The organism is Novosphingobium subterraneum (assembly GCF_000807925.1).
Lineage (GTDB): Bacteria > Pseudomonadota > Alphaproteobacteria > Sphingomonadales > Sphingomonadaceae > Novosphingobium > Novosphingobium subterraneum.
This window is the reverse complement of the sequence record NZ_JRVC01000023.1, coordinates 74,852-99,282: the sequence shown is the minus strand read 5'-3', so window position 1 is coordinate 99,282 and position 24,431 is coordinate 74,852. Positions and strand designations below refer to the sequence as shown.

The following is a 24,431-nucleotide window of genomic DNA, read 5'->3' as shown; positions in this document are numbered from 1 at the left end:
ACAGGCGCTTCACGATTGCGCCTCCTTCAGCTTTTCAAGGATCAGCGGCACATCCTCGGGGCGAATCTCGCCAATGTGCTGGTACCGGATCACCCCTTTGGCATCGATGACGAACGTCTCCGGCACGCCGGATGAGCCAATGGCGAGCTGCACTTCGGAGAGGTCGTCCTTGCCGATGCGGGCAAAGGGATTGCCGTTTCTGGCAAGAAAATCCTCAAGGTCCTGCTTGCGATCACGCAAGGCAACACCGTCAATTTCGATGCCCTGCTGGCGCAGCGCTTCCAACTGTGGGGCTTCCACGGCGCACGGAATGCACCAGCTCGCAAAGACGTTGAGAAGCCTTGGCTTGCCCTTCATCTCTGCAGTGTTCAGCCCAGGCCTGTCATCGGTTGCTGCCGGGAGATCGAAACTCGGCAGAGGCTTGCCGATGAAGGTGCTTGCGACTTCACGGTCAGCCGGGCGAACAAGGCCCCAGATCACGAGGGCGAAGAACGCGCCGAACAGGATCAGTGGCAGCCAGATGGCGAGTCTGGAGCGCTTTGGCGCGGGCTCGGTCACTTGAGCTGCTCCTGCTGCGACTTGCGCCAGGCAATCTTCCCTTCAGCGCGCAGGCGACGGACGTCGTGCGCCGCGCGACCAATCAAGGCGAGCAGGCCACCAAAGGCCACGAGCAGGCCACCCAGCCATAGCAGTGGCACGAAGGGCTTCCACCAGAAGCGCATCTGCCAGCGGCCGTCCTCACCCTCGTTGCCCAAGACTGCGTAGAGCTGGCCGTTCCACCGCGTGTGCAGCGCGGATTCTGTGCGCTCGCCCGGCGGCGAGGTGAAAGTGCGCGCCTGCGGGTGAAGCGTTACCGGCGTACCGCCCTTGTACGATGCGCTGACGGTGGCCTCCAGCGCGGTCCAGTTCGGCCCCGCCACCGGCTCGACGCTTTGCAGCTTGAGCGAGATCGGCCCCACGGTCTGCGTATCGCCAACGTTCATGGCGGCGAGGCGCTCGGTCGAGAATGCACTTTCTGCCGCCGCGCCAAGCAGCGCCACGGCAATGCCGAAGTGCCCGAAGACCATGCCATAGACCGCCAGCGGCGTGCGGCGCAGATTGCGGCCACGCAGCGGGAACCAGCTCGCCACTGCGAGCCCTGCGCCCACGGCGATGCCCAGCATCGGCAGCACACGAATGCCCGGCGCCATGACCGCAACGGCCAGCAGCACCAATGCCGCCAGCAATGCGGGCACCGCGACGGTGGCGGTTATCCGCCCCGGCTTGTCCTTGCGCCAGCGCAGCAATGGTCCGACCGCCATGACCATCATCATCGGGATCGCGAAAATGGCCGAGACCGGATTGAAATACGGCGGACCGACCGAGACCTTGGCTCCGAACGCCTCGGTCAGCAGGGGGTAAAGCGTGCCCAGAAGCACGATGCCGAGAATGCCGCACAGCATCACGTTGTTGAACACCAGGCTGGATTCGCGGCTGAACACGCTGAACCGCTCACCTTCGGTGACGGTCGAGGCGCGAACGCCGAACAGAGCCAATGCACCGCCGATGTAAATCGCCAGCAGCGCAAGGATGAACGAGCCGCGCTCAGGATCGACTGCGAAGGCGTGAACCGAGGTCAGAATGCCAGAGCGGACAAGGAACGTGCCCACCATCGACATCGAGAAAGCAATCACGCCGAGCATCACGGTCCAGGCCCGCAAGGCATTGCGGCTCGCCAGCACCGAAGCCGAATGCAGCAGCGCCGTCGCCGCCAACCAGGGCATCAGCGAAGCGTTCTCGACCGGGTCCCAGAACCACCAGCCGCCCCAGCCGAGCGTGTAGTATGCCCAGTAGGAACCGGCAGTGATGCCGATGGTAAGGAAAATCCATGCACCAAGTACCCAGGGACGCATCGCCCGGGCAAACGCGGGACCAACATCGCGCGTGATCAGCGCGCCAATGGCGAAGCTGAAGGCGACCGAAAGACCGACATAGCCGACGTACAGCGTCGGCGGGTGGAACGCGAGGCCGATATCCTGGAGAAGCGGGTTCAGCCCTGCTCCTTCCGGTGCCGGTTCCGGCAGTCGTTCGAACGGGTTCGACGACAGGAGCAGGAAGGCATAGAAGCCAAGGCTGACGAAGGCTTGCCCAGCAAGCGTGGCCAGCAGCGTTTCCTCGCGCAGGCGCTTCTCGACCAGGGCAACGATGCCGCCCGAAACCGCCATGATCGTCACCCACAGCAGCATCGAGCCTTCGTGGTTGCCCCAGGTTCCAGCCAGCTTGAAGATGAATGGCTTCATCGAATGGCTATTCTCGGCGACGAGCTTCACCGAAAGATCGGTCTCGAGAAAAAGGTCGATCAGGCAGAGGAAGGACACCGCAACCAGTGCCCCCTGCATCACCGCGAGCGGCCGAACCACGCCGGCCAGCACCTTCCCGCCCGGCCGAAGCGCCGAGAAACCGGCGAACAGCTGCAACACGGCAAGCGCTGCCGCCATCCACAATACGGCAAGACCGAGTTCTGCGATCATTTGGTTTCGGCCACCACTTGCTTGGCCTGTGCGGCGGTCATGTCGCCCATCTGGCGGGGAACGTACTTCTCGTCATGCTTGGCAAGAAGATTGTCGGCGACGAAAGTGTCGCCCTCCATCCGGCCCTCGGCGACGACGCCCGATCCCTCGACGAAGAGATCCGGGGTAATGCCGGTATAGCGGACCGGCACGCGGGCCTTGCCGTCGCCGACGATGAAATCGATCGTCACGCCATCGGCCTGCGTCTTGAGCGAGCCCTGCTCGACCATGCCGCCGAGGCGGATGGCGCGGCCCTGCTCCGGCTTGTCTCTCACCAGGTCGCTCGGCACGTAGAAGTAGCTGGCCTGGTTTGACAAGGCATAGGCCGCAAGCAGCCCTGCCCCGATCAGCGCAGCAAGTGCAATGACCAGCAGGACGAGCCGCTGATGCTTCGGCTTGATGCCGCCGGTTGGCCCGCCGCTGGAAATGCTGCTCACTTGCCTCTCACCTTGTCACGACGGCGTTCCGCCCGGATCATCGCCACCAGCGTCCAGCCTACCAGCACCAGCGTGCCGATCACGCCGATTGCCAGGGCTGCTGCCACGTAATCCCACTGCTGAAGACCTTCGCGCATCGTACGTTTACGCCATCGCTTTCCGGCGCAGCCGCGCCTCGGCCTGGATATCGGCCAGAAGAGTGCGCATCCGCGCAAGGACCACGCCGCCGAACACGAGGCTGAAGCCGAGTGCGGCAATCAGCAGGGGCCACAGAAAGGTGCCATCAATTGCAGACTTGCCGGCCGTGATAGATGGAGGTTGATGCAGACTGTTCCACCACACCACTGAACGATTGATGATCGGGATGTTGATAGCACCGACCAGCCCGAAGATAGCCGTGATGCGACTGCCGCCACCTCCGCCTGCCATGTCGCGCTGCGCCGCGCCGGACAGTGCGATATAGCCGAAGTAAAGGAACAGCAGGACGAGGAAACTGGTAAGGCGCCCATCCCAGACCCACCACGTGCCCCAAGTGGGCCGCGCCCAGATCGAGCCGGTGGCGAGGCAGATTGCCGTGAACGTCGCGCCGGGAACCGCGGCCGCCCGCCCTGCAATGGCTGCCAACGGGTGCCGCCAGACGAGCTCGACGAGACTGGCGATGGCAATGGTGGACCAGCCAGCCATGCCGAGCCAGGCTGCCGGAACATGAATGAACAGGATGCGGACCGTATCGCCCATGAGCCGATCGGGCGGCACAACGATTGCGCCATAGAGTACCGCCCCCATCGACAGGAGCAGGCCGGACACCAGAAGCAACGGCATCATCCAGCGGGCAAGGCGCAGGAAACGGGCGGGATTGGCAAATCCGTGCATGGGCGCGGGGAATCTGATCCTTCTCCCGGCGACCCCCGCCGCCGGTCCATTATCGCTCTGCCACTTGCCGCGCCACGGGGCAAGCGCAATGGCGCCGAGCCGTACCAAAAGGCGATACGACATGGCGAAAATGCCTTTGATGTCAGGAGAGAATGGGGCGACCGATGGGGTTCGAACCCACGACCTCCGGTACCACAAACCGGCGCTCTAACCAACTGAGCTACGGTCGCCACATTGCTGCGCAGGTTTGCTCTGCGCGGGGTGGCCCCTTTGCAGAAAGGCGGGACAAATGGAAGCGGAAATTTGCGGGTGGCGACGATTCAGCGGTTGAACCTGTCCCCCCAGCTGCGGAAAGCGACGCGCGGCGGGTTCACGCCGACATCGATCAATGCCTGCTCCTCCACGCTGACCGAGTCGACCGTCACTGTCTGCGTAAGCAGGAACCAGCGGCTGCGCACCTGCAACTGGTTGAGAGGAACAGCAGCGCCCTCCCCTCCCACGCCACGCAAGGCTTCATCGGGACTTTTCCAGCCAAGAGCAGGTCGTGCCGCCAACATGGCGCGGGCGCGCTGCGCGGGAATCGCCTGGGGTGCAATCATCGTCAGCAGGAGGGCCTGATCCGGGCGCAGCGTGTTGACGTTGATCGGCGACAGGTCCGCCCCGGGCAAGGCACAGAGCCATGGGCGCAAACGCTCATAGAATTGCGGCGTCATCCCCCGCACCGCGCGAATCTCGCTGACGTCGCTGATCAACCGGCCGGCCGTGCGGTAGGGGACGGCACGGCCCTGATAGCTGTCGTCCTCGGCACCATTTGGAGCCGGCGCATTGTCACTGTCGATCCAATCGGCAATCGAATCGCTTATGATGGCCGCTTCCGCTTCGGGAATGGCCAGACCCTTCATCAATGCCCGCATCTGGCCCAGCCCGACCAGCCTGAGGCGCAAGGCGCCTTGCACATCGGCTTCGACGAGCGAATTGAGATTGAAGCAGTTCCCCGCATCATCAACGCGCGCCATCACGGTGCCGCGCGGCAAGGGCAGCGGAAAGTCTCGACCGAGCAGACCGCTGCGATCTACCGTCCTTTCCTGGGAGGTTTCGACGAGCGCCTTGATCCGCGCCATCGCCAGCGTCTCGGCGCTTGTCGCATAGAGCCTCGCTTGCGTCATGGCCTGGCCATTGGCGGCAAGGCGCGTGGCCAGATTGAGACGGTCGAGCATCAACGCCGCAATGACTGCCATCACGGCGACCAGCAGCAGGACGGAGAGCAAAGCTGCGCCACGCTCGCGAGGGTCATGCGGCCTCACTGATAGTTCACCCCGACAAGGGAGACCACCCGCAACGGCGGCACGCCCTTTTGCGGGATCAGCAGCTCGATCGCCACGGGCAGTTCAGTCGACAGTTGCGGGTCCCAGCGATCGCGCCAATTGCCGTCTTTCGCCCGGAAACGCACCGTGGCCGGCGCGCTGAGGGAGAGAACATCCGCTCCGGCTTCTGCAACAGAGCCATCGGGAAAGGGATAGCCTGCGCGAACCAGTGCTCCTGCGGCGATTCGGTACTCGACCTTCTGCAAGCTCGGACGCGGCGCGCCATCGACATTGTCCCAGCCGCTCCGGGTAAAACGGATCATCACGCCATCGGTATCGGCTTCGAAGGCCGGGTGGCTCGTGCCGGATGCGTCACGCGAAGGGCGCGGCACCGCCTGAGCCAGATCCGCTGTCCAAACTGACAGGAACCGTCGCTGGCTGGCGATGCTTTCCGTCTTGTCCCGGCTCGCAAGCTCCGCGTCCACCGAGAACCGCAGCAGTCCCAGTGCGCCGACCGCGATTACCGCGAACAGGGCAAGCGCCACCAGCATCTCCACCAAGGTGAAGCCGTTGGGCGAGGGTTCCTGCCTCATGCTCCCGGCAGCCTGGTGAAATCGAGAATGAAAGCCTGGCTCTGCGCGCCCGGAGTCGTCTCGCGGACCGACAGAGCAATGCGCAACACGCCGTAATCTTGCTGCATCTCGACGGTGCGGGTCCACTGGAAGCGGCGTCCCGCATTCTCTATGGTGCCCGAAGCCGATCCGACCGGCGGCGGCGCTGGATCGGTCAGTATCTCGGCCGCCATGTTCTGCGCCACGATTTCCCGGAGCAGGCGCTGGTCCAGATCTGCGGTGCGGGAGATACTCGCGCCTTCCATCTGCAGCAGGGCAAGCGCCGCGATCGCAAACACGGTAAGTGCAACGAGCAGTTCGAGCAAGGTGAAGCCATTGCGCTCAGCCGCCATCGACGATCACGCTCCCGTCGCGGCGCAGGTGGATTGAAAGCGCCGCTTCAGCACGCCGCAAGCGGATAAGGGCTTCGCTGCTGGCAAGCCCCAGCGAATCGAAAACGATGCGTTGCCGCTGGCCGTCGACAATGGTCTCGGCATTCCACCCCGTAAGTTCAAAGCCCCGGCCCGGCAAGGGCTGCCAACGACCTTCGCGGCGCCCTTCGAAGTAGTATCCCCTCTCGCTCACTACCAGCGATACAGGTCGCGCGCCAATAATGGCCTCGTCCCGCGCCGCGAGCGTTCGCGCTGCAAAGCGCTCGGCCTCGTCGCGAAGTTTGCGCCCATCGCCGGGGATCGTCAGCACTGCAGCGGTCGCCAGCAGCCCCATCACGAGCAGGACCACCATCATCTCGATCAGCGAGAAGCCGTTGCGGACAGCGCAGGATGGACTCTGACAGGGCACGGTAGCTCGCATGCGGCAGGAACGTGACGGTTTTACGACCAAGACACCAGAGGCTTCAAGTTGCAGTCTGGCATGTCGCTGGAGTAGAGAACCGGCGATGACGCCCGCCAATGAAGCTTCTGCCGACCGCTTGCTGACCTTGCCGGGAATGATGCGCGTGCCAACGCCCAGACTCGAGATGTTCATGCTGCGCGGATTTCTGAGCGATCGGGAATGCGCTTCGCTCATCGCTAGGATCGATCGTGACCGCCGGCCTTCCACAATCGCAGATGCCAACGGTGACCACTATTTCCGGACGAGCGAAACCTGCGATCTGCCGATGCAGGAGCCGGAGATCGTTGCGCTGGACGAAAAGATCTCGGCAATCTCGGGAATTGATCGACAGTTCGGCGAACCCATTCAGGGTCAGCGGTACGAACCGGGGCAGGAATTCAAATCGCACACGGATTACTTCGATCCTCATGGCGCAGACTTCCAGCGATATTGCCACGTAGCAGGTCAGCGCACGTGGACCTTCATGGTCTATCTCAACGATGTCGAGGCGGGCGGTGCAACGCGGTTCAAGGTGATCGACAAGATCATCCAGCCCGAAAAAGGCAAGCTGGTGTGCTGGAACAATCGTCGTCCCGATGGTTCGGTGAACCCGGCCACGCTTCACCATGCCATGAAGGTGCGCAAGGGCCTCAAGTACGTGATAACCAAATGGTATCGTGAAAGACCCTGGGTCTGACGGTCAGCTTTCCTCTTCACCACTCCGCGCGCTTCGGATGGTCGGAAGGCACCGAAACAGAACGCCCGTGTCCGCATCCCCAAGCAAGGCGGTAAATCGGGTTTCATGCCTGTCGATCCGCGCCACGGCATCGTCTGCCATCCTGCGGCCAGCGTCCGTCAACGTCAGTGCGTGACTGCGCCCATCCAGACGCCGACGTTCGACCAGGCCTCGTTCCATCAGCCGGGATATGATCGGAACCATGTTGGCCCGCTTGATCGCCAGCACTTGCCCGACCTCGGTCTGCGAACAGTCGGGATTTTCGGCGATGACCAACAGCGTCGTCACTTCGGCCGGACGCAGGTCAAGATCGGAAAGCTCGCGCCCCAGGTCTGCCATCATCACGGCGGATGCGCGGCGGAGCTGATAGCCGAGGCGGCTCTCGAGGGAATTGGTCAGCGTCATGGCCTGATCTTTAGGACGGCTATCGGTGATAGCAATATGCCATGGCAAACCGTTCACGCAAAAGAAAAGGGCGACCGAAGCCGCCCTTCCCGTCAATGTCCTGTCGCCAGCGCTCAGCGCTTGAGCGAAAGACCACCAAAGCGCTTGTTGAACTGGGCAACGCGGCCACCCTGGTCCAGCTGGCGCGTACCACCAGTCCATGCCGGGTGCGAGGTCGGGTCGATTTCGAGAGCGAGCGTGTCGCCTTCCTTGCCCCAGGTGGAGCGAGTCTCGAAAACGGTGCCGTCGGTCATCTGCACCTTGATCATGTGGTAGTCGGGGTGAATGCCAGTCTTCATGGGTCTTGCTCCGGTGCGCAGCCGGTTCCGACCGGCCGCTAGAATCTGTAAGGGCGCGCGCCTAGCGGAAAGCCGCAAGGTTGTCCAGCGGCTGCAGCCTCAGCTGTCTGCGATCATCGCGGTAAAGCCGACCTCGCAGGTCACCTTGTCGCCGACCATCGCCTTGCCAGCGAACTTGCACACGCGCGAACGCTTCTGGGTGAACTCGACATGCAGGTCGAGCAGGACGCCGGGCTCCACGGGATTGCGGAACTTGGCCTCCTCGATCGCCATGAAGTAGACCAGCTTGCCGGAACCTGCGAGGCCAAGCGATTCCACCGCGAGCACGCCAGCCGCCTGGGCCAGCGCCTCGATCTGGAGGACGCCGGGCATGATCGGGCGGCCAGGGAAATGCCCCTGGAAGAACTGCTCGTTCATCGACACGGCCTTAACCGCGTGGATACGCTCGTTCAGGGTGAGCGAAGCGACACGATCGACCAGCAAGAGCGGATAGCGGTGCGGAAGCGCCGCCATAACCTTGCGCACGTCATAGTCGGTGATCACGCCCTGCGGCGCGTTCTGTTCCTCGGACATTACCCGGCCCCCAAACCGAAGACCTCAGCGGCCTTCGGGTGCCTTCTTCGCAGGCTGCGCGGCGGTTGCCGGCTGCTGTGCGGCCTGAGCCTGAGCCTGCTGCTCACGCTGCGCGCGCGGCATCCAGCCAGCCGGCGGCACCAGCTGTGCCGAAGGAATGGCCTTGTTGAGCTCGGTCAGGATGTCCTGGTTGAGATTGTAGACCTGGCCAGCCTTGATGACCGACTGCGAATCGATCACCAGCGTGATCTTCTTCTTGTCCATCGCGGCCTGGGTGGCAGCGTCAAGCTTGTCGCCGATCTGCTCGAGCACGTACTGCTGCGAAAGGTTCAGCGGCTCGAGAATCTTCTGGATCTCTGCCTGGCCGGCCTGTTCGATCTGCTGGATCTGCTCGTACTGGGCCTGAAGCGCCGCACGGTTGGGGTTGGCCGCCTTCGAATCCGCCTGAAGCTTGTCGATCAGAGGCTTGAGCTGCGCTTCGATCTGGCCCTTGCGTGCATTGGCCTGGTCGATCTGCGGCTTGTAGGTCGTCGGACGCTGCTGCTGGGCGGTCTGATATGCAGCAGATGCGGCGACCACCGCCGAGGGATTGGCGATGGCGATACCGGGCGTGACCGTGCCCGAGGTGGCCTGCGCCACGGCAGCGGTCGGCGAAACGGAAAGAACAGCGAGGCCCGCGAGAAGCGCGGAAGCGTAACGGATTTTCATCAGAACTGGGTTCCCACGTTGAAAGTGAAAGTCTTGGGGTCGTCGCCATTGGCCTTCTTGAGAACCTTGGCGAAATCGAGGCGGAACGGGCCGAACGGCGAATTCCAGTTCACGCCGATGCCGACGGAGACGCGCGGCGACAGCGTATCGCCAACGTACTCTTCGATATAGCGCGTGGCAGTGTTTGCCGTACCATCCGATGCGGTCGGGCTGTTCGTGATCTTCCCGGTCAGCGCGTCAGTGTAATAGACGACGTTGTTCGGGTTCTGCGTGAGCGGGTTGGCAATGCCCCAGACGGCGCCGGCGTCGACATAGATCGACGGACGCAGACCGAGTTCGCGTGCGCCCGATCCCAGCGGAATCTCAAGCTCGGCGCGGGTCAGGTAATAATACTTGCCGCCCAGAGCGTCATCGACCCACTGGTTGCGGTCAGTCGATGCCGTGTCGGGAATGTTGTCGTTGTTGGTATCGATCGTCAGGAACTTGCGCAGGACGCGGGGTCCGACACCGCGAATGTCGAAGCCGCGGATCTGGGGTTCGCCCAGGAAGAAGCGGTCCGTCAGGCGCACGTCGTCGATGGTGGGATCGCTGGAACGGCTCGAAAGCGCCTTGATCGCGCCGCCTTCGGCGCGGACGGAGAAGATGAATCCCCCACCCACGGGCCAGAACTTGGCTGCGTTGGCAGTAATGCGTGCGTAGCGGACCGAACCGCCCAGCCCGGCAACGTCGGCGCCGACGACGAACTGCGTGCCCCGGCTCGGACGCAGGCGGTTATCCAGCGTGTCGTAGACCAGCGAAGCGCCAAGAATGGAGCTTGTCCGCTTGCCGATGGCATCGCACAGGTAACGCCCTGCCAGCAGAATGCTGCACTGGCCGTTCACATAGAACGTGCTCTGGTCCAGAGTGACGTCATCGAGATTGAACGTGTAGCGCCCGATCAGCGACATGTACTCCGACAGCGGCACGCCGATACGCGCCGAAAAGCCCGTGGTTGCCTGCTTGTAGGTCGTGTTGCGGTTGGAGTTGAACTGGTTGAAGCTGTTGAGGTCGCGCCGATAGACATCAACGCCCAGCGAGATGTTCTTGTCGAAGAGGTACGGTTCCGTGAAGCTCACCTGGACCGAACGCGTAAAGCGCGAGTAGTCGACCGAAAGGCCGATGGTCTGGCCACGACCGCGGAAGTTGTTCTGGCGGATCGACCCTTGGAAAATGAAGCTCTCGAGGCTTGAGAAGCCGGCCGAGAGCTGGAGTTCGCCGGTGGGCCGCTCTTCCACGTTAGCTTCAAGCACGATGCGGTCGGGCGCGCTGCCCGGCTTCTGCTCGATCTCGAACTTTTCCTGGAAGTAGCCCAGCGACTTGATGCGGTTGGTCGAACGCTTGACCTGGAACGTGTTGAACGCATCGCCCTCGGCTAGACGGAACTCGCGGCGCACGACCTTGTCCTGCGTCAGCGTATTGCCGTTGACGTCGACCCTTTCGACATAGACGCGAGGCGCTTCGGCAATGCGGAAGGTGACCGACATCGTCAGGTCATCCTTGTTGCGCGAAAAGTCCGGGCGGACGTCGGCAAAGGCATAGCCGAACGCGCCTGCGGTTTCGGTCAACGCGTCGACCTGGTCCTCGACCATCTTGGCGTTGTACCAGTCACCCGCCTTGATCGGCAGGCGCTTGGACATCGCATCGCTGTCGAAATCGCGCAGCTGGCTGTCAACCTTCACGTCGCCGAACTTGTAGCGATCGCCTTCCTCCACCACGTAGGTGATGATGAAGTCACGCTTGTCCGGAGTCAGTTCGGCCACGGCCGAAACCACGCGGAAGTCGGCATAGCCTTCGGTCAGATAGAACTGGCGCAGCTTCTGCTGATCGAAGGCCAGACGGTCGGGGTCGTAGCTGGTGCCCGAGGAGAACAGGCGGAAGAAACGCGCCTGCTTGGTCACCATCTCGCCGCGAAGCTTCCCGTCCGAAAACTTCTCGTTGCCGATAATGTTGATCTGACGAACCTTGGACTTCGGCCCCTCGCTGATTTCGAACACGATGTCGACGCGGTTCTGGTCAAGCATGACCATCTTCGGCTCGACCGTCGCGGCAAAGCGGCCCTGCCGCTTGTAGAGTTCGATGATGCGCGCAACGTCGGCGCGAACCTTTGATCGCGTGAAGATCTGGCGAGCCGCCAACTTGATCTCGGGGAGGATCTTGTCTTCCTTGAGGCGCTTGTTGCCTTCAAGGATGATGCGGTTGATGACCGGGTTTTCCTTGACCTGAACCACAACGTCACCGCCGTTGTTGCGGATCGAGACGTCGGCGAAGAGTTCAGTCGCGTAAAGGTCCTTCAGCGCCTGGTCACCCAGCGCCTGCGTATATGTCTGGCCCGGACGCAGGCGGATGTACGAAAGGATCGTGTCCGGCTCAAGGCGCTGCGAGCCCTGCACAGTCACAGTGCGAATGACGTCTCCGGCAGGTACCGGCGCCTGCACCACCGGAGCCGGGGCTGCAGGTTGCGAAACAGGAGCCACGGCCTGCGCCGAGGCAATTCCTGGAACAGCCACCAAGGCGCTGGTGGCCAGAAGGCCTGCGCACAGCGGGGAAGTCCTGGCGTTCCGATTCTCTGCCCGGCCCGCGTTACGTCCAATCATCACCAAGCGCCATCCCGTAATAAAGTGGCAGCAGGACGCCCCCGAGGAAGTCCGGCCACGGCAAGCAATGTAGCCCTCTGCCCGATGCCACAAGGCCAATCAAGCAAACATTGCCCCGCATTTCTGTGGAAAGACATTATGTGGAAATCCGCCTGCCACCCCTGACCGCCGAATACCACGCGTCCCCGCACCGGACGCAGTCAAACTCGCCTCACCCTCCAAACAGCTTGAGCGACGCCACGTCGTTGATCGTGACGAACAGCATCAATGCCATGACGAACGCCAGGCCGGTGCGGAATGCCCACTCCTGCCCGCGCTGGCCAACCGGCTTCCGGCGGATTGCCTCGGCCGCGTAGAAAGCGAGGTGGCCCCCGTCGAGAACCGGAATTGGCAGGAGGTTAATGAACCCCAAGTTAATCGAGATAAGTGCCACGAAGCCGACGAACGATTGCCAACCGGAAACCAGCTGCTCACCCGAATATTTGGCAATCTTGATCGGTCCGCCGAGTTCCTTGACCTCGCGTTTGCCCATGACAATCTGGCCAATCCCGTTGACCATCATCGCGATGATGTTGCCGGTTTGCCTGACGCCGTCCACTACCGCCTCAACTGGCCCGACCCTGACGATCTCGTAACTTTTGGGACCGATGCCAAGAAAGCCGATCTTCTGCGTATTGCCGAACCGGTCGCTTTCGACCTTCACAGCGGCGCTGACTGGCACGTCAATCTGGCGACCTTCCCGCAACACGACCAGATCGAGTGGTTCCCCCGGATTCTGGCCAACCTCGAGACGGATATCGAGGAAAGACTCGATCGCACGACCTCGGATGGAAACCACGCGGTCGCCTACCTTCACCCCTGCACGCTCAGCAACGGAACCCGCCTGAACTTCGCCCACCACAGGAGGAACGACCGATTTGCCGTAGGCGAGGGTAAACCCGGCCAGGATCAGCACCGCGAACAGAAGGTTTGTAACCGGCCCCGCCAGCACGATCAGCGCCCGTTGCCACAGCGGCTTCGCCTGGAAGGTGCGATTGCGTTCCTCGGCCGGGAGAGCAAGCCATTCGGGGCTGGGCTGGCTCGCCGCATTCATGTCCCCGGCGAACTGGACATAGCCACCCAGCGGCAGGGCAGAGAGCTTCCATCGCGTGCCGCGCTTGTCGGTCCAGCCCGCAATTTCCTTGCCGAATCCTATGGAGAAGACGTCGGCCTTTACCCCGAACCAGCGGCCAACAAGGTAATGGCCCAGTTCGTGGATGAACACCAAAGGCCCCAGCACCAGCACGAAACCGAGCAAAGTGACGAGAATTCCGGGGCTTTCCATCGGCGACATCAGCGTACGGGTTCCATCAGTTCGCGCGCCCTTGCCCGCGCCTCGGCATCGATCGCGATGACATCGTCAAGGCAGGTGGGCGCCGGCATGGCGCTGCGCGAAAGCACATCCTCAACCGATTGCACGATCCGGGTGAATGCAATCTGACCATCCAGAAACGCTGCCACGGCGATCTCGTTGGCCGCGTTCATAGTGGCAGGGGCCGCCCCGCCCTCGATCACAGCATTACGAGCAAGGCGCGTAGCCGGAAAGCGGATCTCATCCGGCGTGCGGAAGGTCAGTTGTCCAATGGCGGCGAGATCGAGCGGAGCACAGGGTGTGTCCATCCGCTCGGGCCAGGCGAGCGCTGAAGCAATCGGCACCCGCATGTCCGAGGGGCCAAGCTGGGCGAGAGTCGATCCGTCGCGATACTCGACCATCGAATGCACGATCGATTGCGGGTGGACGATGATGCGCAGGCGTTCCACCCCGACGGGGAACAGATGAAACGCCTCGATGAACTCAAGGCCCTTGTTCATCATCGTGGCGGAATCCACGCTGATCTTGGCGCCCATGGACCAGTTGGGATGCTTGACCGCTTCGGCCGGGGTTGCGCGCTGCAACTGTTCGAGCGTCCAATCGCGGAAAGGCCCGCCACTCGCCGTCAGCGTGATCGCTTGGACGTGCTCAAGGCTATTGCCAGCCAGGCACTGAAAGATGGCATTGTGCTCGGAATCGACCGGAAGCAGCGTTGCGCCGTGCCGCGCGACGGCCGCAGTCATCACGTCTCCTGCGGAAACCAGCGCTTCCTTGTTGGCCAAGGCGATCACACCGCCGCGCTCGATTGCCGCCATCGTCGGGGCAAGCCCGGCACATCCCACAATCGCTGCCACGGTAATGTCGGCCCCACGCGAGGCCGCCTCGATCAGCGCTGCCGATCCCGCTGCTGCGTGAATGCTGGTCCCGTCAAGAGCTTCGCGGAGGGCGGGCAGCGCGCCCTCATCGGCCACCACCGCAACTTCAGCGCCGAACTCGCGGGCCAGCCTGGCCAGACCTTCGGCGTCACCATTGGCGGTCAAGGCAACGACACGCCAGTCATTGCGATTGCGTCTGATCAGGTCAAGCGTGGAGGCACCGATCGAGCCGGTTGCGCCCAGAACGGAAATGGAGCGCGCCATCTGCCTCTAAAGTCCTGCCTGCGTTGCGGCCCAAGCCGTGCCGACGATGATGGCAACCGGGAGCAGTCCGTCAACCCTGTCGAACAGACCACCGTGTCCGGGAATCAGTCGCGATGAATCCTTCACCCCTGCCCGGCGCTTCAACCACGATTCGTAGAAGTCTCCGATCTGGGCAAAAACGGCCAGCACCGCGCCCGCGATGGCAGCCATGCCAAGGTTGGCGACTTCCAGCGCTGCCGCCACGCTTGGCCCCGTGGGCCCGATAGCAGAGACGAGATAGCTTGCGGAAAGCACCACCAACGACGCCCAGATGCCTGCCGCCGCCATGCCGCCGAGCAGCCCGGACCATGTCTTGGACGGGCTGATCCTGGGAGCGATCTTCGGCCCGCCGAGCGTACGGCCGGTAAAGTAGGCGCCCGTATCAGTGCAGATCACCAGGCCCAGTACCGCCAGCATCAACGGCTCGGGCATGACGGCAAGAGCAAGCCCGCCCCAGCCGACATAGACCGCACCGAAGATCACCATTGAAGAGAGGCGCGCTGCATCGTCAGCGATCTTGCCTACCAAACGCACGTACTCGACGAACACGCCGAGAGCCACGACGGCCACGAACAGGTCCAGCCACAGGCCGCCCGCCCAGAAGGCGGCGCCGGCGATCGCGAGCATCACGACGGCGGAAGCAAGACGCACGCCGAGATCGGATTTTCTGGGAGCTTCTGCCGCGCTCGGTGCGACTTGGGGTTCAGCGTCCACCGAAGCGCCTCTCGCGCGATCCGAACTGCTCAAGTGCCTCCCGCAGGTGCGCCGCGGTAAAGTCCGGCCAGAGCACGTCCGTGAACCACATCTCGGCATATGCCGCCTGCCACAGCAGGAAGTTCGAAAGGCGAACCTCGCCCGAAGTCCGGATCAGCAGGTCAAGCGGTGGCAGGCACGCGGTGTCCAGTTCCGCCTCGATAGCTTCGGGCGTGACCGGCCCCTTGGCTGCGGCCTTGGCCGCCGCCCGGGCGATTTCCTGTTGCGAGCCGTAATTCAGCGCGATTGCCAGCGTCGTGCCGGTATTGCCCGCTGTCCGCGCCATCGCATCTTCGATCAATTCCACGATATCGGGCGCAAGCGCCTGATAATCGCCGATGATCTTCAGTCGCGTGTTGTTGCCAACGAGTTCCGCCAAGTCATTGCGGATGAATGTCCGCAACAGCCCCATCAGGTCGGCAATCTCGTCCGCCGGACGCTTCCAGTTCTCCGACGAGAAAGCATAGAGCGTCAGCGCCTCAAGCCCCATGTCGCGCGCGGCGCGGGCAATGTCCCGCACCGTGTCTACACCGCGCTTGTGGCCGAAGGCGCGCGGCATCATCCGCTTCTTCGCCCACCGGCCATTGCCGTCCATGATGATCGCGACGTGCCGCGCGCCATGGGACGCGCTGCCGCCCGTCGAGGCGGGGACCGCCGTCACTTGCCGAGGATTTCCTTTTCCTTGGCCACAGCCGCTTCATCGGCCTGCTTGATGATATCGTCGGTCAGCTTCTGCAGGTCGGTCTCGGCGCGCTTGCGCTCATCTTCCGAGATTTCCTTCTTGTTCTCGTCGGCCTTGAGAGCATCCATGCCATCGCGGCGCACATTGCGGATCGCGATGCGGGCGTTCTCGGCATACTTGCTCGCAAGCTTGGCCAGTTCCTTGCGGCGCTCCTCGGTGAGGTCCGGGATCGGGAGGCGCAGGGTCTGTCCATCACTGATCGGATTAAGGCCCAGGCCTGCCGAGCGGATTGCCTTCTCGACCGGAGTCACGTTCGACTTGTCCCACACCTGTACCGAAAGCATGCGCGGTTCCGGCGCGGAGACGCTGGCCACCTGGCTGAGCGGCATGTGGCTGCCGTAAACCTCGACCATGATCGGATCGAGCAGCGCGGTATTGGCGCGACCGGTGCGCAGGCCGGAAAGATCGCCCTTGAGCGATTCAACAGCGCCCTTCATGCGGCGTTCGAGATCGGCCTTGTCGTACTTTGCCATGGCTCAGGCTCCTTGCTTGACGATCGTCTGCGTCCCCTCGCCCGCAAGCACGCGGGCAAGATTGCCGCGCTCGCGGATCGAAAAGACGACGATCGGAATGTTGTTGTCACGGCACAGCGCCACTGCGCTTGCGTCCATGACCTTCAGGTTGTCTGCCAGCACCGTGTCATAATCCACGGTTTCATAACGCTTTGCCGTGGCATCCTTCTTCGGGTCAGCATCATAGACGCCGTCCACGCTGGTCCCCTTGAGCAAGGCGTCGCACTTCATTTCGGCAGCGCGCAGCGCAGCGCCGGAGTCAGTGGTGAAATAGGGTGCGCCTACGCCGGCTGCGAAAATCACGATGCGGCCCTTTTCCAGGTGACGCTCGGCACGACGACGGATCACCGGCTCGCACACCTTGTCCATCTCGATCGCTGATTGCACGCGGGTCGGGACGCCAAGCTGTTCCAGCGCCGACTGCATCGCCAGCGCGTTCATCACCGTAGCCAGCATGCCCATGTAGTCGGCCTGCGCCCGATCCATGCCCTTGGCAGCTCCGGCCATGCCGCGGAAGATGTTGCCGCCACCGATGACCAGGCATATCTCGAGGCCGCTGTCGCGCGCGTCCTTCACTTCCTGCGCCACGCGGGCGACGTAGTCCGTGTCGATCCCGAACTGCTGTTCCCCCATCAGCACTTCGCCCGAGAGCTTCAGAAGAATGCGCTTGTAGCTGGGGACACTCATGGATCGGATGCACTCGTAACCAAAGGGAAGTGGCCGCCCTTATAGCCCTGTGAAGGGGCCTGCCAAGGGCGCAGGCATAACAATCCCCGCACCGACGGGCCAGATATCCGGCCCGTCCATGCGGGGATCGTTCAACGCAGACTTACTTGATGCCGGCGGCAGCAGCCACTTCGGCAGCGAAGTCGGTCTCTTCCTTCTCGATGCCTTCGCCGAGCTGGAAGCGGACATAGTCCTTCAGCACGATCTTCGTGCCAGCTTCCTTGCCAGCGGCGTCGACGACCTGCTGGATGGTCGACTTGTTGTCCATCACGAAGATCTGCGACAGCAGTGCGTTTTCCTTGGCGTACTTGGCGACCGCACCGTCGACCATCTTGGCCTGGACTTCCGCCGGCTTGCCGCTCTCGGCAGCCTTCTCTGCCGCGATCTTGCGCTCGCGCGCGATCAGCTCGGCGTCGAGCTGGTCGGCGGTGAGGGCCTGCGGGAAGGCAGCAGCGATGTGCATCGCGATCTGCTTGCCGAGCGCCTCGAGCTTGTCGGCAGCAGCGTCCGATTCGAGCGCGACGAGCACGCCGATCTTGCCGAGGTTGGTGGCGGCCGCATTGTGCATGTAGGGCACGACGACGCCGTTCGAGACTTCGACATGCTTGATGCGACGCAGCTGCTGGTTCTCGCCGATGGTGGCGACGTTGTTGGTCAGCTTGTCAGCAACCGAACCGCCGTCCGGATAGGCTGCGGCCTTCAGTGTCTCGACGTCCGAAGCGCCGGTGTTCAACGCAACTTCGGTGGCCTTGCGGACAAAGTCCTGGAACTGGTCGTTCTTGGCGACGAAGTCGGTTTCCGAGTTCACTTCGACGGCAACGCCCTTGGTCCCCGAAACGGCAACGCCGACGAGGCCTTCGGCAGCGGTGCGGCTCGACTTCTTGGCAGCAGCGGCCAGACCCTTGGCGCGCAGTGCGTCAACGGCGGCTTCAAAATCGCCGCCGGCCTCGTCGAGAGCCTTCTTGCAGTCCATCATGCCGGCGCCGGTGCGCTCGCGCAGGTTCTTCACGTCAGCGGCGGTGTAAGCCATTGCGTTGATCCTTTATCTTGAAAACACAGGAAGCCGCAGCACTGCCGCGGCTCGTAAATCGTACCCGGGTCAGTTCGGTGACGGCCCGCCGTTGCAAGGCAAGGCCGCCACACGAAAATCCGGATCAGGCTTCAGCCGTGGCTTCTTCTGCCAGCGGCTCGGCCATGGCGCCAAGGTCGGCACCCGAAGCGATCGCCGCGTCACGGCCACCCTTGGTGGCAGCAGCAGCAACGGCTTCGCAGTAAAGGCGAATGGCGCGGCTTGCGTCGTCGTTTGCCGGAACCGGGAATGCGATGCCATCGGGCGAGACGTTCGAATCGAGAATCGCGACCACCGGGATACCGAGGACGTTCGCTTCCTTGATCGCCAGCTCTTCCTTGTTGGCGTCGATCACGAACATCACGTCCGGAATGCCGCCCATGTCGCGGATGCCGCCCAGGGACAGCTCAAGCTTGTCACGCTCGCGGGTCAGCTGAAGGACTTCCTTCTTGGTCAGACCGGCAGTATCGCCAGCGAGCTGCTCTTCAAGAGCCTTGAAGCGCTTGATCGACCCCGAGATGGTCTTCCAGTTGGTGAGCATGCCGCCCAGCCAGCGGTGGTTGACGTAGTGCTGACCGGCAGCGCGCGCAGCCTGCGCGATTGGCTCCTGCGCCTGGCGCTTGGTGCCAACGAACAGGACCTTTCCGCCAGCCTGGACCGTCGCCGAGATGAACTCGAGCGCACGGGCAAACAGGGGAACGGTCTGCGACAGGTCAAGGATGTGGATGCCGTTGCGGGCGCCGAAGATGTACGGCTTCATCCGCGGGTTCCAGCGGTGGGTCTGGTGGCCGAAGTGGGCCCCGGCTTCGATAAGCTGATGCATCGTGACGACTGGTGCCGCCATGGGTAATTCCTTTCCGGTTGTGCCTCCGGGACGCTGGAACCGCTGCGGAGCTCCCGCTGGCGGCACCGGTGAAAGTGCATCCCGTGTGGATTGTTCGCCATATTCCGTCAGCACCATGCCGAACGGATTCATGCGAACGCGCCGCCGATAGATGAGGAATGCGGGAAAATCCAGCATTGAATCGCGCGCTGGTCCCTAGGCGAACGCCGTGCTTGATCGAGATTAATCCGATCACGCTGCAATAAACATCCGCTTCAAATCAAGGACATGGGTCGTTTGGCAGCAATTTGGCTGTTGGCACGACTGTTCCAGCTTGACGGATCGGAACAAAACAGGAACATTGGCTCCATATCCGAATCAGTCATCGGACAGTCAGGAACGATAGCTCAATCCACAGGTTATCCACAGGTGAATCGTAAATGGATTCTTAACCAGGTGGATCTGGCAGAACGCAGGGAATGGTCCAATGCTCGCTCTTGTTTGCACACTCGTCTTCGCAGCTGCAGCCACCTTCGCCGTGGGCGCGGTTTTCGTGACGATGCAGGGGCGAAAAGGGCAGATCACTGCTCTTCTGGCAGAATACCGCTCGCTTGAGCGTGACCGCGAATTTCTGGTCCATGTCACCAGCCACGAAGCCGAGGCGCCCCGGGCTTTCGCCGCGCCTCAACTCCGTCGCACGCCGCGCCGCCCGTTCAAGCAGAAGGATGCGGTTCGCTCCGCACGCTCGCGGCGCGCTGCCGCCTGACTCTCGCGTAGCGCACCACGCCTACGGGGATCAGCAGCAAATAGACGATGCAGATCCCCGACAGGGTCAGCCAAGGCTCGCTTAGCAGCGCCGCAATCACCAGACCGAACAGTGCAATCAGTTCCAGCCGTACGCTGCGACGGGGTCGGAGTGACGACCAGCTCAGCGTAGCGATGTTGGAAATCATCAGGAACGCCACCAGAACGAGCCACGGCCCGACCAGCAAGGGTTCGCGGAACACCGGGTTGTCCGTGGCAATCCAGAGGTAGAGCGGCAGAAACGCCAGCCCCGCCCCAACCGGCGCAGGTACACCTGTCAGGAAACCTGCCGACTTGTGGGGTTGTTCCTCCATGTCGATGCGAGCGTTGAATCGGGCAAGCCGAAGCGCGCAAGCGATCGCTACCGCAAGTGCGGCAAACCAGCCGACGCGGGGCGCCTCCTGCAGAGACCATAGGAATAGGATGAGAGCAGGCGCTACGCCGAACGAGACGTTGTCCGCCAGACTGTCGAGTTCCGCTCCAAAGCGCGACTGCGCCTTCAGCAGGCGGGCGATGCGGCCATCGATGCCGTCGAGCAGGCCTGCGATGATGACGGCAGCAACTGCCTTGCGCCAATCCTCGGCCACCTGCACGGGATCGGTGCCGGACGCTGCAGTAACCGCGAACCGTATCCCGGTCAGGCCCGAGCAAAGCGCGGCAGTGGTAATCGCATTCGGGGCCATCGCCCGCAACGTAAGCCCCCCGGGCAGGCGCCCGCGACGGAGGCGAGCCGCCCTGCCCTCGTCGATCATTGGCCGATGCCTTCGATCATCGGAGCTTCACCGATCTCGGCAAGGATCGTCTCCCCGGCGACGCACTTCTGGCCCATGAGCACCTTCGGCTCGGTCCCGGCAGGCAGATAGACGTCAACACGGCTGCCGAAACGGATAAGTCCCACGCGCTGCCCCACCGCCACGATGTCTCCACCCTTGACGAACGGCACGATGCGGCGCGCTACAAGCCCTGCGATCTGCGTAAAGCCGATCTGTACGCCATCACCACGTTCGACGAGGAAGTGCTGGCGTTCGTTCTCGTCGCTCGCCTTGTCGAGGTCGGCGTTCACGAACTTGCCGGGAATATAGACGACACGGCGAATCGTCCCGGCGATCGGGGTGCGGTTGATGTGCACGTCGAATACCGACATGAAGATCGACACGCGGGTGACCGGCTCGGGGTTCATGCCGCGGACGCCAGAACCATCGTCGGCGCACAGTTCGCGCGGCGGCGGCACCTTCTGGATCAGCGTGATCAGACCGTCGGCGGGCGATACGACGAACCTGTCGTCCCGCGGCGTAACGCGCACGGGATCGCGGAAGAAGGCCAGCACGCCCAGCGTCAGAAAGGCGAGCGGCCAGGCGATGGTCTCCCACGCCATGAAGGCGGCGCCCGCGCTCAACGCAGCAGCGATCAGGCCAAACTTGCGCCCTTCGGGATGGATGGATGGCCATGACCAACCGGCGGAACCGCGACCACGGTTATCGAGAATTTCTCCGGACATGCTTCCCATCTAGGCGCTGCCTCGCGCCGGGACAAGCAATCATCCCGGCTCGCGCAGCGCTTCGCCCGTCACAGGCGGCATCACACGCGCCAGAAAGCCGATGACCGCCTCGTTGAAAAGGTCGTTGCGATCGCCGGCAACCATGTGTCCCGCGCCGCCAATGTCGACGACCTCGAGCCGCGCAATCCGTTCGGCGAGATGCGCCACGCCTTCGTCGGTAACGATGTCCGACTTCATGCCGCGGACCAGCAATGTCGGCACAGTCGCGGTCCAACCCGCGTTCTCGATCAGGTCTTCGAGTGCGCCGTGAGGCCGCCCTCCGATCAGGAACTTCGGGTCCCAGTGCCAGTAGAACCGCCCATCGGAACCCTCGCGCAGGTTCTTGCGCAAGCCATCGAGCCGCGCCGGGCGTTTCCTGTCCGGATAATAGGCCGAGATCGCATCTGCAGCTTCCTCAAGCGAACCGAAACCACGCGGATTGGCCGACATGAACTCGACGATGCGGTCCACCCCGGATTCGGACAGACGCACCACCACGTCCACCAGCACCATCGCTGCCGGCATCGTCCCAAGGCTTGCCGCCGCCATCGACGAAAGTCCCCCCAGGGAAGCACCGACGAACGCGAATGGTCCCCGCGCCCGCGCTGCGATGGCCGTGAGGTCAGCAGCACGGCGGGCATAGGAATAATCGCCATCAGGCTCCCAGTCGCTCTCACCGTGGCCCAGCAGATCGTAGTTGATGACATGATAGCCGGCCTCGGCCAGTTCATGCCCGGCGCGGTCCCAGCTGTGCCGCGTCTGCCCACCGCCGTGCCCGAGGATCACGGTGGGCGCATCCGGGTTGCCCAGTTCGTCGGCCACGATGGCCAAACCGCCAGCTGCGGGAATGCGGATCGTCGTCATGCTGCGCAGCGTTGCGCAACATCCCGCGCCATGCAACAGGAATTAATTGGCCGATTAAAGCCGGGAATTCTCTCGTAATCGAGAAGCAGTGGTGGTGGACAGGGCTAGATTCGAACTAGCGTACGCTTGCGCGGGCAGATTTACAGTCTGCTGCCTTTAACCACTCGGCCACCTGTCCACACCAGTGCTGCCGGTGCCGGTTCCTCCCGAAGGAAGAGCCGATTTTCGAAGTCTCCGAAGAGACCGTCCGGCCGAGTGGCGGCCCCTTTGGCGAAGCTGGACTTGCCTGTCAATGGGCAGGCTGGCATGCGCAACACGAAATTTTTCAACAAGCTTGCAGAGAAGGTCTCCTGATGCCCCGCAATGACGATCAACCGAAGGGCCGTGCGCTGCGCGGCCGCGCCGGCCGCAACAAGGGCGGACGCGGTTCGGGCCGGGGCAGCGCGGGCTCGATCCGCCTGTGGGGCCGCCACGCGATCGAGGCTGCGCTGACCAATCCCAACCGCGACGCCAAGAAGCTTTGGGGCACGCGCGAGGCAATCCAGGCCATGCTCGACGATCACGATGCCGAACTGCCCGCCTCGTTGCCGGTGGAATACGCTCAGGCCGCCGACCTTGCGCGCCTTGTTGCCAAGGATGCACCCCACCAGGGCCTCGTGCTCGATTGTGCCCCACTCGACGATGTCGCTCTCGACGATGTTCTCGACGAATCCGATGGCCGCACGATTGTCGTGCTCGATTCGGTAACCGATCCGCACAACGTCGGCGCGATTCTCCGCTCCTGCGCTGCGTTCAATGTCGCCGCGCTCGTCACGCAGGACCGCCATGCCCCGCCCGAATCGGGCACGCTCGCCAAATCTGCCTCCGGCGCGCTGGAAATCGTGCCATGGGTCCGAGTGGTGAACCTGTCGCGCGCGCTCGAGCGGATGAGCGAGGAAGGCTACTGGCGCATCGGGCTCGACGGTGATGGCAAGGCGGTGTTCCCCTCCGCCGTCCCCGCAGGTCCGGTTGCACTGGTCCTCGGTGCCGAGGGCGAAGGGCTGCGCCACAATGTTGCCCAGCACTGCGATGCGATCGCGCGCCTGCCGATTGCGTCCGCGATTGAAAGCCTTAACGTATCGAACGCTGCGGCGATCGCGCTCTACGCGGTGGCCACGCGCGAGGGGTAAGCGCGACAGGAGGGGCAGATGCAGCGTTCTTGGGCTTTGGCGGCGGCAACGCTCGCTACACTCCTGCTGGCAGGCTGCCTGCTCCTCCCCGGCAAGTTCACTTCCGCCATCGACCTGCGCAGGGACGGCAGCTTCAGCTTCACCTACAAGGGTGAAATCCATGTCCTCGCCCTGTCGAAGCTCGCTGCCGAAGAGCGCAACCGCAAGAACGAGACCGCCCCTTTCGAACCTTCGAGCTGTTTCGACGATGAGAAGGTCGAGGAACGGGCCTGCACGGACGGCGAGATCGCGGAGCAGAAGAAAGCCTGGGAAGAGGAGGTCGCCGCCAGCAAGGCTGCCGCGGCTGAGAAGCAGAAATCCGACGAGCAGATGGCCAAGGCCATGCTCGGTGGCATCGATCCTTCAGACCCGCGCGCAGCGCAGGAATTCGCCGAACGCCTGCGCCGCCAGAAGGGCTGGAAGTCAGTCATCGACAAGGGCGACGGCAAGTTCGAAGTGGAATACGCGATCACCGGCAAGCTGACCCACGATTTCAGCTTCCCGATGATCGAAAAGCTGCCGATGGTCATGCCCTTCGTCACCTTCATCCGTCGCGCCGATGGCAGCGTGCGCATCGATGCCCCTGCGTTTGCCTCCGGTGCGGCAAGCTCTCCGATCATGGGCATGGCTGCTATGGCTGCCGATGAAAAGAGCGGAAAGGCCGGCGGCGATGGCATGCCTGTGCTCGACGGCGTGCTGATGCTCAGCACAGACGGCGAAATTCTCGCCAACAATACCGACGAAGGGCCCGTCGCCTCCCCTTCCGGCAAGACGCTGCAGTGGAAGGTAAACGAGCGTACCAAGGAAGCGCCCACCGCGCTCATCCGCATCGCACCATGAAAAAAGCCGCGCCGGTCTGCCTG

At 63.1% G+C, this 24,431-nt stretch carries 29 protein-coding genes and 2 tRNA genes; 4 read left to right on the top strand and 27 right to left on the bottom strand.

What is annotated here, in order from left to right; genetic code table 11:
- Nucleotides 1-9 precede the first annotated feature (9 nt).
- The 10 genes from NJ75_RS19340 to NJ75_RS23905 form a co-directional block, all read right to left on the bottom strand.
- Nucleotides 10-558 carry a DsbE family thiol:disulfide interchange protein gene (locus NJ75_RS19340; RefSeq protein WP_039337470.1) on the bottom strand — a complete coding sequence of 183 codons (549 nt, stop codon included), beginning with the start codon at nt 556-558 and terminating at the stop codon, nt 10-12.
- Nucleotides 555-2,510, bottom strand: coding sequence for a heme lyase CcmF/NrfE family subunit (locus NJ75_RS19335; protein WP_039337468.1), 1,956 nt, complete (start codon nt 2,508-2,510; stop codon nt 555-557). The genes NJ75_RS19340 and NJ75_RS19335 overlap by 4 nt, the downstream gene beginning before the upstream one ends.
- Nucleotides 2,507-2,986, bottom strand: coding sequence for a cytochrome c maturation protein CcmE (ccmE, locus tag NJ75_RS19330; RefSeq protein WP_236727197.1), 480 nt, complete (start codon nt 2,984-2,986; stop codon nt 2,507-2,509). The genes NJ75_RS19335 and ccmE overlap by 4 nt, the downstream gene beginning before the upstream one ends.
- Nucleotides 2,983-3,123, bottom strand: coding sequence for a hypothetical protein (locus tag NJ75_RS24810; protein ID WP_169745750.1), 141 nt, complete (start codon nt 3,121-3,123; stop codon nt 2,983-2,985). The genes ccmE and NJ75_RS24810 overlap by 4 nt, the downstream gene beginning before the upstream one ends.
- Nucleotides 3,124-3,130: 7 nt before the next feature.
- A complete protein-coding gene (gene ccmC / locus NJ75_RS19325; RefSeq protein WP_039337467.1) occupies nt 3,131-3,859 on the bottom strand; it encodes a heme ABC transporter permease CcmC in 729 nt (242 codons plus the stop codon).
- 153 nt (nt 3,860-4,012) lie between these two features.
- Nucleotides 4,013-4,089 (bottom strand) — tRNA-His (locus NJ75_RS19320).
- A 90-nt stretch (nt 4,090-4,179) separates the two neighbouring features.
- Nucleotides 4,180-5,163: a type II secretion system minor pseudopilin GspK gene (gene gspK, locus NJ75_RS19315; RefSeq protein WP_039337465.1), complete on the bottom strand. Its 984-nt coding sequence runs from the start codon at nt 5,161-5,163 to the stop codon at nt 4,180-4,182.
- The gene (gspJ, locus tag NJ75_RS19310) at nt 5,160-5,756 is read right to left on the bottom strand and encodes a type II secretion system minor pseudopilin GspJ (protein WP_039337463.1); all 597 of its coding nucleotides are present in this window, start codon (nt 5,754-5,756) and stop codon (nt 5,160-5,162) included. Before gspJ ends, gspK begins: the two co-directional genes overlap by 4 nt.
- A complete protein-coding gene (gene gspI / locus NJ75_RS19305; RefSeq protein WP_039337461.1) occupies nt 5,753-6,127 on the bottom strand; it encodes a type II secretion system minor pseudopilin GspI in 375 nt (124 codons plus the stop codon). The genes gspJ and gspI overlap by 4 nt, the downstream gene beginning before the upstream one ends.
- Entirely contained in the window at nt 6,117-6,587 is a 471-nt protein-coding gene (locus tag NJ75_RS23905) for a GspH/FimT family pseudopilin (protein ID WP_169745749.1), read from the bottom strand. Before NJ75_RS23905 ends, gspI begins: the two co-directional genes overlap by 11 nt.
- 85 nt (nt 6,588-6,672) lie before the next feature.
- Here NJ75_RS23905 and NJ75_RS19295 point away from each other — a divergent pair, with 85 nt between their 5' ends.
- Nucleotides 6,673-7,305, top strand: a complete 633-nt coding sequence (locus tag NJ75_RS19295; RefSeq protein ID WP_039337460.1) for a prolyl hydroxylase family protein — start codon at nt 6,673-6,675, stop codon at nt 7,303-7,305.
- A 3-nt stretch (nt 7,306-7,308) separates the two neighbouring features.
- On the opposite strand, the gene NJ75_RS19290 is transcribed toward NJ75_RS19295, so the two are convergent.
- From NJ75_RS19290 to rpsB, 13 genes are all read right to left on the bottom strand, one after another.
- On the bottom strand, nt 7,309-7,749 hold the full coding sequence (locus NJ75_RS19290) for a MarR family winged helix-turn-helix transcriptional regulator (protein ID WP_052242656.1): 441 nt from the start codon (nt 7,747-7,749) through the stop codon (nt 7,309-7,311).
- A gap of 113 nt (nt 7,750-7,862) precedes the next feature.
- Nucleotides 7,863-8,087 (bottom strand): 50S ribosomal protein L31, encoded by a 225-nt coding sequence (rpmE, locus tag NJ75_RS19285; protein WP_039337458.1) that lies wholly within the window; start codon nt 8,085-8,087, stop codon nt 7,863-7,865.
- A 99-nt stretch (nt 8,088-8,186) separates the two neighbouring features.
- Entirely contained in the window at nt 8,187-8,660 is a 474-nt protein-coding gene (gene fabZ, locus NJ75_RS19280) for a 3-hydroxyacyl-ACP dehydratase FabZ (RefSeq protein WP_039337457.1), read from the bottom strand.
- 24 nt (nt 8,661-8,684) lie between these two features.
- Nucleotides 8,685-9,368, bottom strand: a complete 684-nt coding sequence (locus NJ75_RS19275; RefSeq protein WP_039337455.1) for an OmpH family outer membrane protein — start codon at nt 9,366-9,368, stop codon at nt 8,685-8,687.
- Nucleotides 9,368-12,001, bottom strand: a complete 2,634-nt coding sequence (bamA, locus tag NJ75_RS19270) for an outer membrane protein assembly factor BamA (protein WP_052242655.1) — start codon at nt 11,999-12,001, stop codon at nt 9,368-9,370. The genes NJ75_RS19275 and bamA overlap by 1 nt, the downstream gene beginning before the upstream one ends.
- 211 nt (nt 12,002-12,212) lie before the next feature.
- Complete coding sequence (rseP, locus tag NJ75_RS19265) at nt 12,213-13,334, bottom strand: RIP metalloprotease RseP (protein ID WP_082013475.1); 1,122 nt, start codon at nt 13,332-13,334, stop codon at nt 12,213-12,215.
- Nucleotides 13,334-14,491 (bottom strand): 1-deoxy-D-xylulose-5-phosphate reductoisomerase, encoded by a 1,158-nt coding sequence (locus NJ75_RS19260; RefSeq protein WP_039337454.1) that lies wholly within the window; start codon nt 14,489-14,491, stop codon nt 13,334-13,336. The genes rseP and NJ75_RS19260 overlap by 1 nt, the downstream gene beginning before the upstream one ends.
- Nucleotides 14,492-14,497: 6 nt before the next feature.
- Nucleotides 14,498-15,157: a phosphatidate cytidylyltransferase gene (locus tag NJ75_RS19255; RefSeq protein ID WP_236727196.1), complete on the bottom strand. Its 660-nt coding sequence runs from the start codon at nt 15,155-15,157 to the stop codon at nt 14,498-14,500.
- A 76-nt stretch (nt 15,158-15,233) separates the two neighbouring features.
- Entirely contained in the window at nt 15,234-15,944 is a 711-nt protein-coding gene (uppS, locus tag NJ75_RS19250; RefSeq protein ID WP_039337448.1) for a polyprenyl diphosphate synthase, read from the bottom strand.
- On the bottom strand, nt 15,941-16,498 hold the full coding sequence (gene frr / locus NJ75_RS19245) for a ribosome recycling factor (protein WP_039337446.1): 558 nt from the start codon (nt 16,496-16,498) through the stop codon (nt 15,941-15,943). Before frr ends, uppS begins: the two co-directional genes overlap by 4 nt.
- Nucleotides 16,499-16,501: 3 nt before the next feature.
- Complete coding sequence (gene pyrH / locus NJ75_RS19240; RefSeq protein ID WP_039337444.1) at nt 16,502-17,224, bottom strand: UMP kinase; 723 nt, start codon at nt 17,222-17,224, stop codon at nt 16,502-16,504.
- 142 nt (nt 17,225-17,366) lie between these two features.
- Nucleotides 17,367-18,293, bottom strand: coding sequence for a translation elongation factor Ts (tsf, locus tag NJ75_RS19235; RefSeq protein ID WP_039337443.1), 927 nt, complete (start codon nt 18,291-18,293; stop codon nt 17,367-17,369).
- A 124-nt stretch (nt 18,294-18,417) separates the two neighbouring features.
- The gene (gene rpsB / locus NJ75_RS19230; RefSeq protein WP_039337510.1) at nt 18,418-19,176 is read right to left on the bottom strand and encodes a 30S ribosomal protein S2; all 759 of its coding nucleotides are present in this window, start codon (nt 19,174-19,176) and stop codon (nt 18,418-18,420) included.
- A 466-nt stretch (nt 19,177-19,642) separates the two neighbouring features.
- Here rpsB and NJ75_RS19225 point away from each other — a divergent pair, with 466 nt between their 5' ends.
- Nucleotides 19,643-19,921, top strand: coding sequence for a hypothetical protein (locus tag NJ75_RS19225; RefSeq protein WP_039337441.1), 279 nt, complete (start codon nt 19,643-19,645; stop codon nt 19,919-19,921).
- Here the strand turns inward: NJ75_RS19225 and NJ75_RS19220 are convergent.
- The 4 genes from NJ75_RS19220 to NJ75_RS19205 form a co-directional block, all read right to left on the bottom strand.
- Nucleotides 19,869-20,711, bottom strand: a complete 843-nt coding sequence (locus NJ75_RS19220) for a CDP-alcohol phosphatidyltransferase family protein (RefSeq protein WP_039337439.1) — start codon at nt 20,709-20,711, stop codon at nt 19,869-19,871. The genes NJ75_RS19225 and NJ75_RS19220 overlap by 53 nt on opposite strands.
- The gene (locus tag NJ75_RS19215; RefSeq protein ID WP_039337508.1) at nt 20,708-21,457 is read right to left on the bottom strand and encodes a phosphatidylserine decarboxylase; all 750 of its coding nucleotides are present in this window, start codon (nt 21,455-21,457) and stop codon (nt 20,708-20,710) included. Before NJ75_RS19215 ends, NJ75_RS19220 begins: the two co-directional genes overlap by 4 nt.
- A gap of 39 nt (nt 21,458-21,496) precedes the next feature.
- Nucleotides 21,497-22,360, bottom strand: coding sequence for an alpha/beta fold hydrolase (locus NJ75_RS19210; protein ID WP_039337507.1), 864 nt, complete (start codon nt 22,358-22,360; stop codon nt 21,497-21,499).
- Between the two features lie 92 nt (nt 22,361-22,452).
- A tRNA-Tyr gene (locus NJ75_RS19205) sits at nt 22,453-22,538 on the bottom strand.
- A 175-nt stretch (nt 22,539-22,713) separates the two neighbouring features.
- Between NJ75_RS19205 and rlmB the strand changes: the two genes are divergently transcribed.
- Together rlmB and NJ75_RS19195 are read left to right on the top strand one after the other, a co-directional pair.
- Nucleotides 22,714-23,529 (top strand): 23S rRNA (guanosine(2251)-2'-O)-methyltransferase RlmB, encoded by an 816-nt coding sequence (rlmB, locus tag NJ75_RS19200; protein ID WP_039337438.1) that lies wholly within the window; start codon nt 22,714-22,716, stop codon nt 23,527-23,529.
- A gap of 18 nt (nt 23,530-23,547) precedes the next feature.
- Nucleotides 23,548-24,408 carry a hypothetical protein gene (locus tag NJ75_RS19195; protein ID WP_052242654.1) on the top strand — a complete coding sequence of 287 codons (861 nt, stop codon included), beginning with the start codon at nt 23,548-23,550 and terminating at the stop codon, nt 24,406-24,408.
- Nucleotides 24,409-24,431 lie beyond the last annotated feature (23 nt).

Bases quoted from the DNA above. Each gene is read 5' to 3' on its own strand.
- fabZ (WP_039337457.1), bottom strand. From the start codon at position 8,660: ATGTCCGAGGAACAGAACGCGCCGCAGGGCGTGATCACCGACTATGAC.
- NJ75_RS23905 (WP_169745749.1), bottom strand. From the start codon at position 6,587: ATGCGAGCTACCGTGCCCTGTCAGAGTCCATCCTGCGCTGTCCGCAAC.
- NJ75_RS19275 (WP_039337455.1), bottom strand. From the start codon at position 9,368: ATGAAAATCCGTTACGCTTCCGCGCTTCTCGCGGGCCTCGCTGTTCTT.
- NJ75_RS19210 (WP_039337507.1), bottom strand. From the start codon at position 22,360: ATGACGACGATCCGCATTCCCGCAGCTGGCGGTTTGGCCATCGTGGCC.
- NJ75_RS19290 (WP_052242656.1), bottom strand. From the start codon at position 7,749: ATGACGCTGACCAATTCCCTCGAGAGCCGCCTCGGCTATCAGCTCCGC.
- NJ75_RS19295 (WP_039337460.1), top strand. From the start codon at position 6,673: ATGACGCCCGCCAATGAAGCTTCTGCCGACCGCTTGCTGACCTTGCCG.
- NJ75_RS19195 (WP_052242654.1), top strand. From the start codon at position 23,548: ATGCAGCGTTCTTGGGCTTTGGCGGCGGCAACGCTCGCTACACTCCTG.
- NJ75_RS19260 (WP_039337454.1), bottom strand. From the start codon at position 14,491: ATGGCGCGCTCCATTTCCGTTCTGGGCGCAACCGGCTCGATCGGTGCC.
- gspI (WP_039337461.1), bottom strand. From the start codon at position 6,127: ATGGCGGCTGAGCGCAATGGCTTCACCTTGCTCGAACTGCTCGTTGCA.
- NJ75_RS24810 (WP_169745750.1), bottom strand. From the start codon at position 3,123: ATGCGCGAAGGTCTTCAGCAGTGGGATTACGTGGCAGCAGCCCTGGCA.
- tsf (WP_039337443.1), bottom strand. From the start codon at position 18,293: ATGGCTTACACCGCCGCTGACGTGAAGAACCTGCGCGAGCGCACCGGC.
- gspJ (WP_039337463.1), bottom strand. From the start codon at position 5,756: ATGAGGCAGGAACCCTCGCCCAACGGCTTCACCTTGGTGGAGATGCTG.
- ccmC (WP_039337467.1), bottom strand. From the start codon at position 3,859: ATGCACGGATTTGCCAATCCCGCCCGTTTCCTGCGCCTTGCCCGCTGG.
- rpmE (WP_039337458.1), bottom strand. From the start codon at position 8,087: ATGAAGACTGGCATTCACCCCGACTACCACATGATCAAGGTGCAGATG.
- rseP (WP_082013475.1), bottom strand. From the start codon at position 13,334: ATGTCGCCGATGGAAAGCCCCGGAATTCTCGTCACTTTGCTCGGTTTC.
- NJ75_RS19255 (WP_236727196.1), bottom strand. From the start codon at position 15,157: ATGCTCGCGATCGCCGGCGCCGCCTTCTGGGCGGGCGGCCTGTGGCTG.
- frr (WP_039337446.1), bottom strand. From the start codon at position 16,498: ATGGCAAAGTACGACAAGGCCGATCTCGAACGCCGCATGAAGGGCGCT.
- pyrH (WP_039337444.1), bottom strand. From the start codon at position 17,224: ATGAGTGTCCCCAGCTACAAGCGCATTCTTCTGAAGCTCTCGGGCGAA.
- NJ75_RS19220 (WP_039337439.1), bottom strand. From the start codon at position 20,711: ATGATCGACGAGGGCAGGGCGGCTCGCCTCCGTCGCGGGCGCCTGCCC.
- rlmB (WP_039337438.1), top strand. From the start codon at position 22,714: ATGCCCCGCAATGACGATCAACCGAAGGGCCGTGCGCTGCGCGGCCGC.
- NJ75_RS19215 (WP_039337508.1), bottom strand. From the start codon at position 21,457: ATGTCCGGAGAAATTCTCGATAACCGTGGTCGCGGTTCCGCCGGTTGG.
- rpsB (WP_039337510.1), bottom strand. From the start codon at position 19,176: ATGGCGGCACCAGTCGTCACGATGCATCAGCTTATCGAAGCCGGGGCC.
- NJ75_RS19225 (WP_039337441.1), top strand. From the start codon at position 19,643: ATGCTCGCTCTTGTTTGCACACTCGTCTTCGCAGCTGCAGCCACCTTC.
- bamA (WP_052242655.1), bottom strand. From the start codon at position 12,001: ATGATTGGACGTAACGCGGGCCGGGCAGAGAATCGGAACGCCAGGACT.
- NJ75_RS19335 (WP_039337468.1), bottom strand. From the start codon at position 2,510: ATGATCGCAGAACTCGGTCTTGCCGTATTGTGGATGGCGGCAGCGCTT.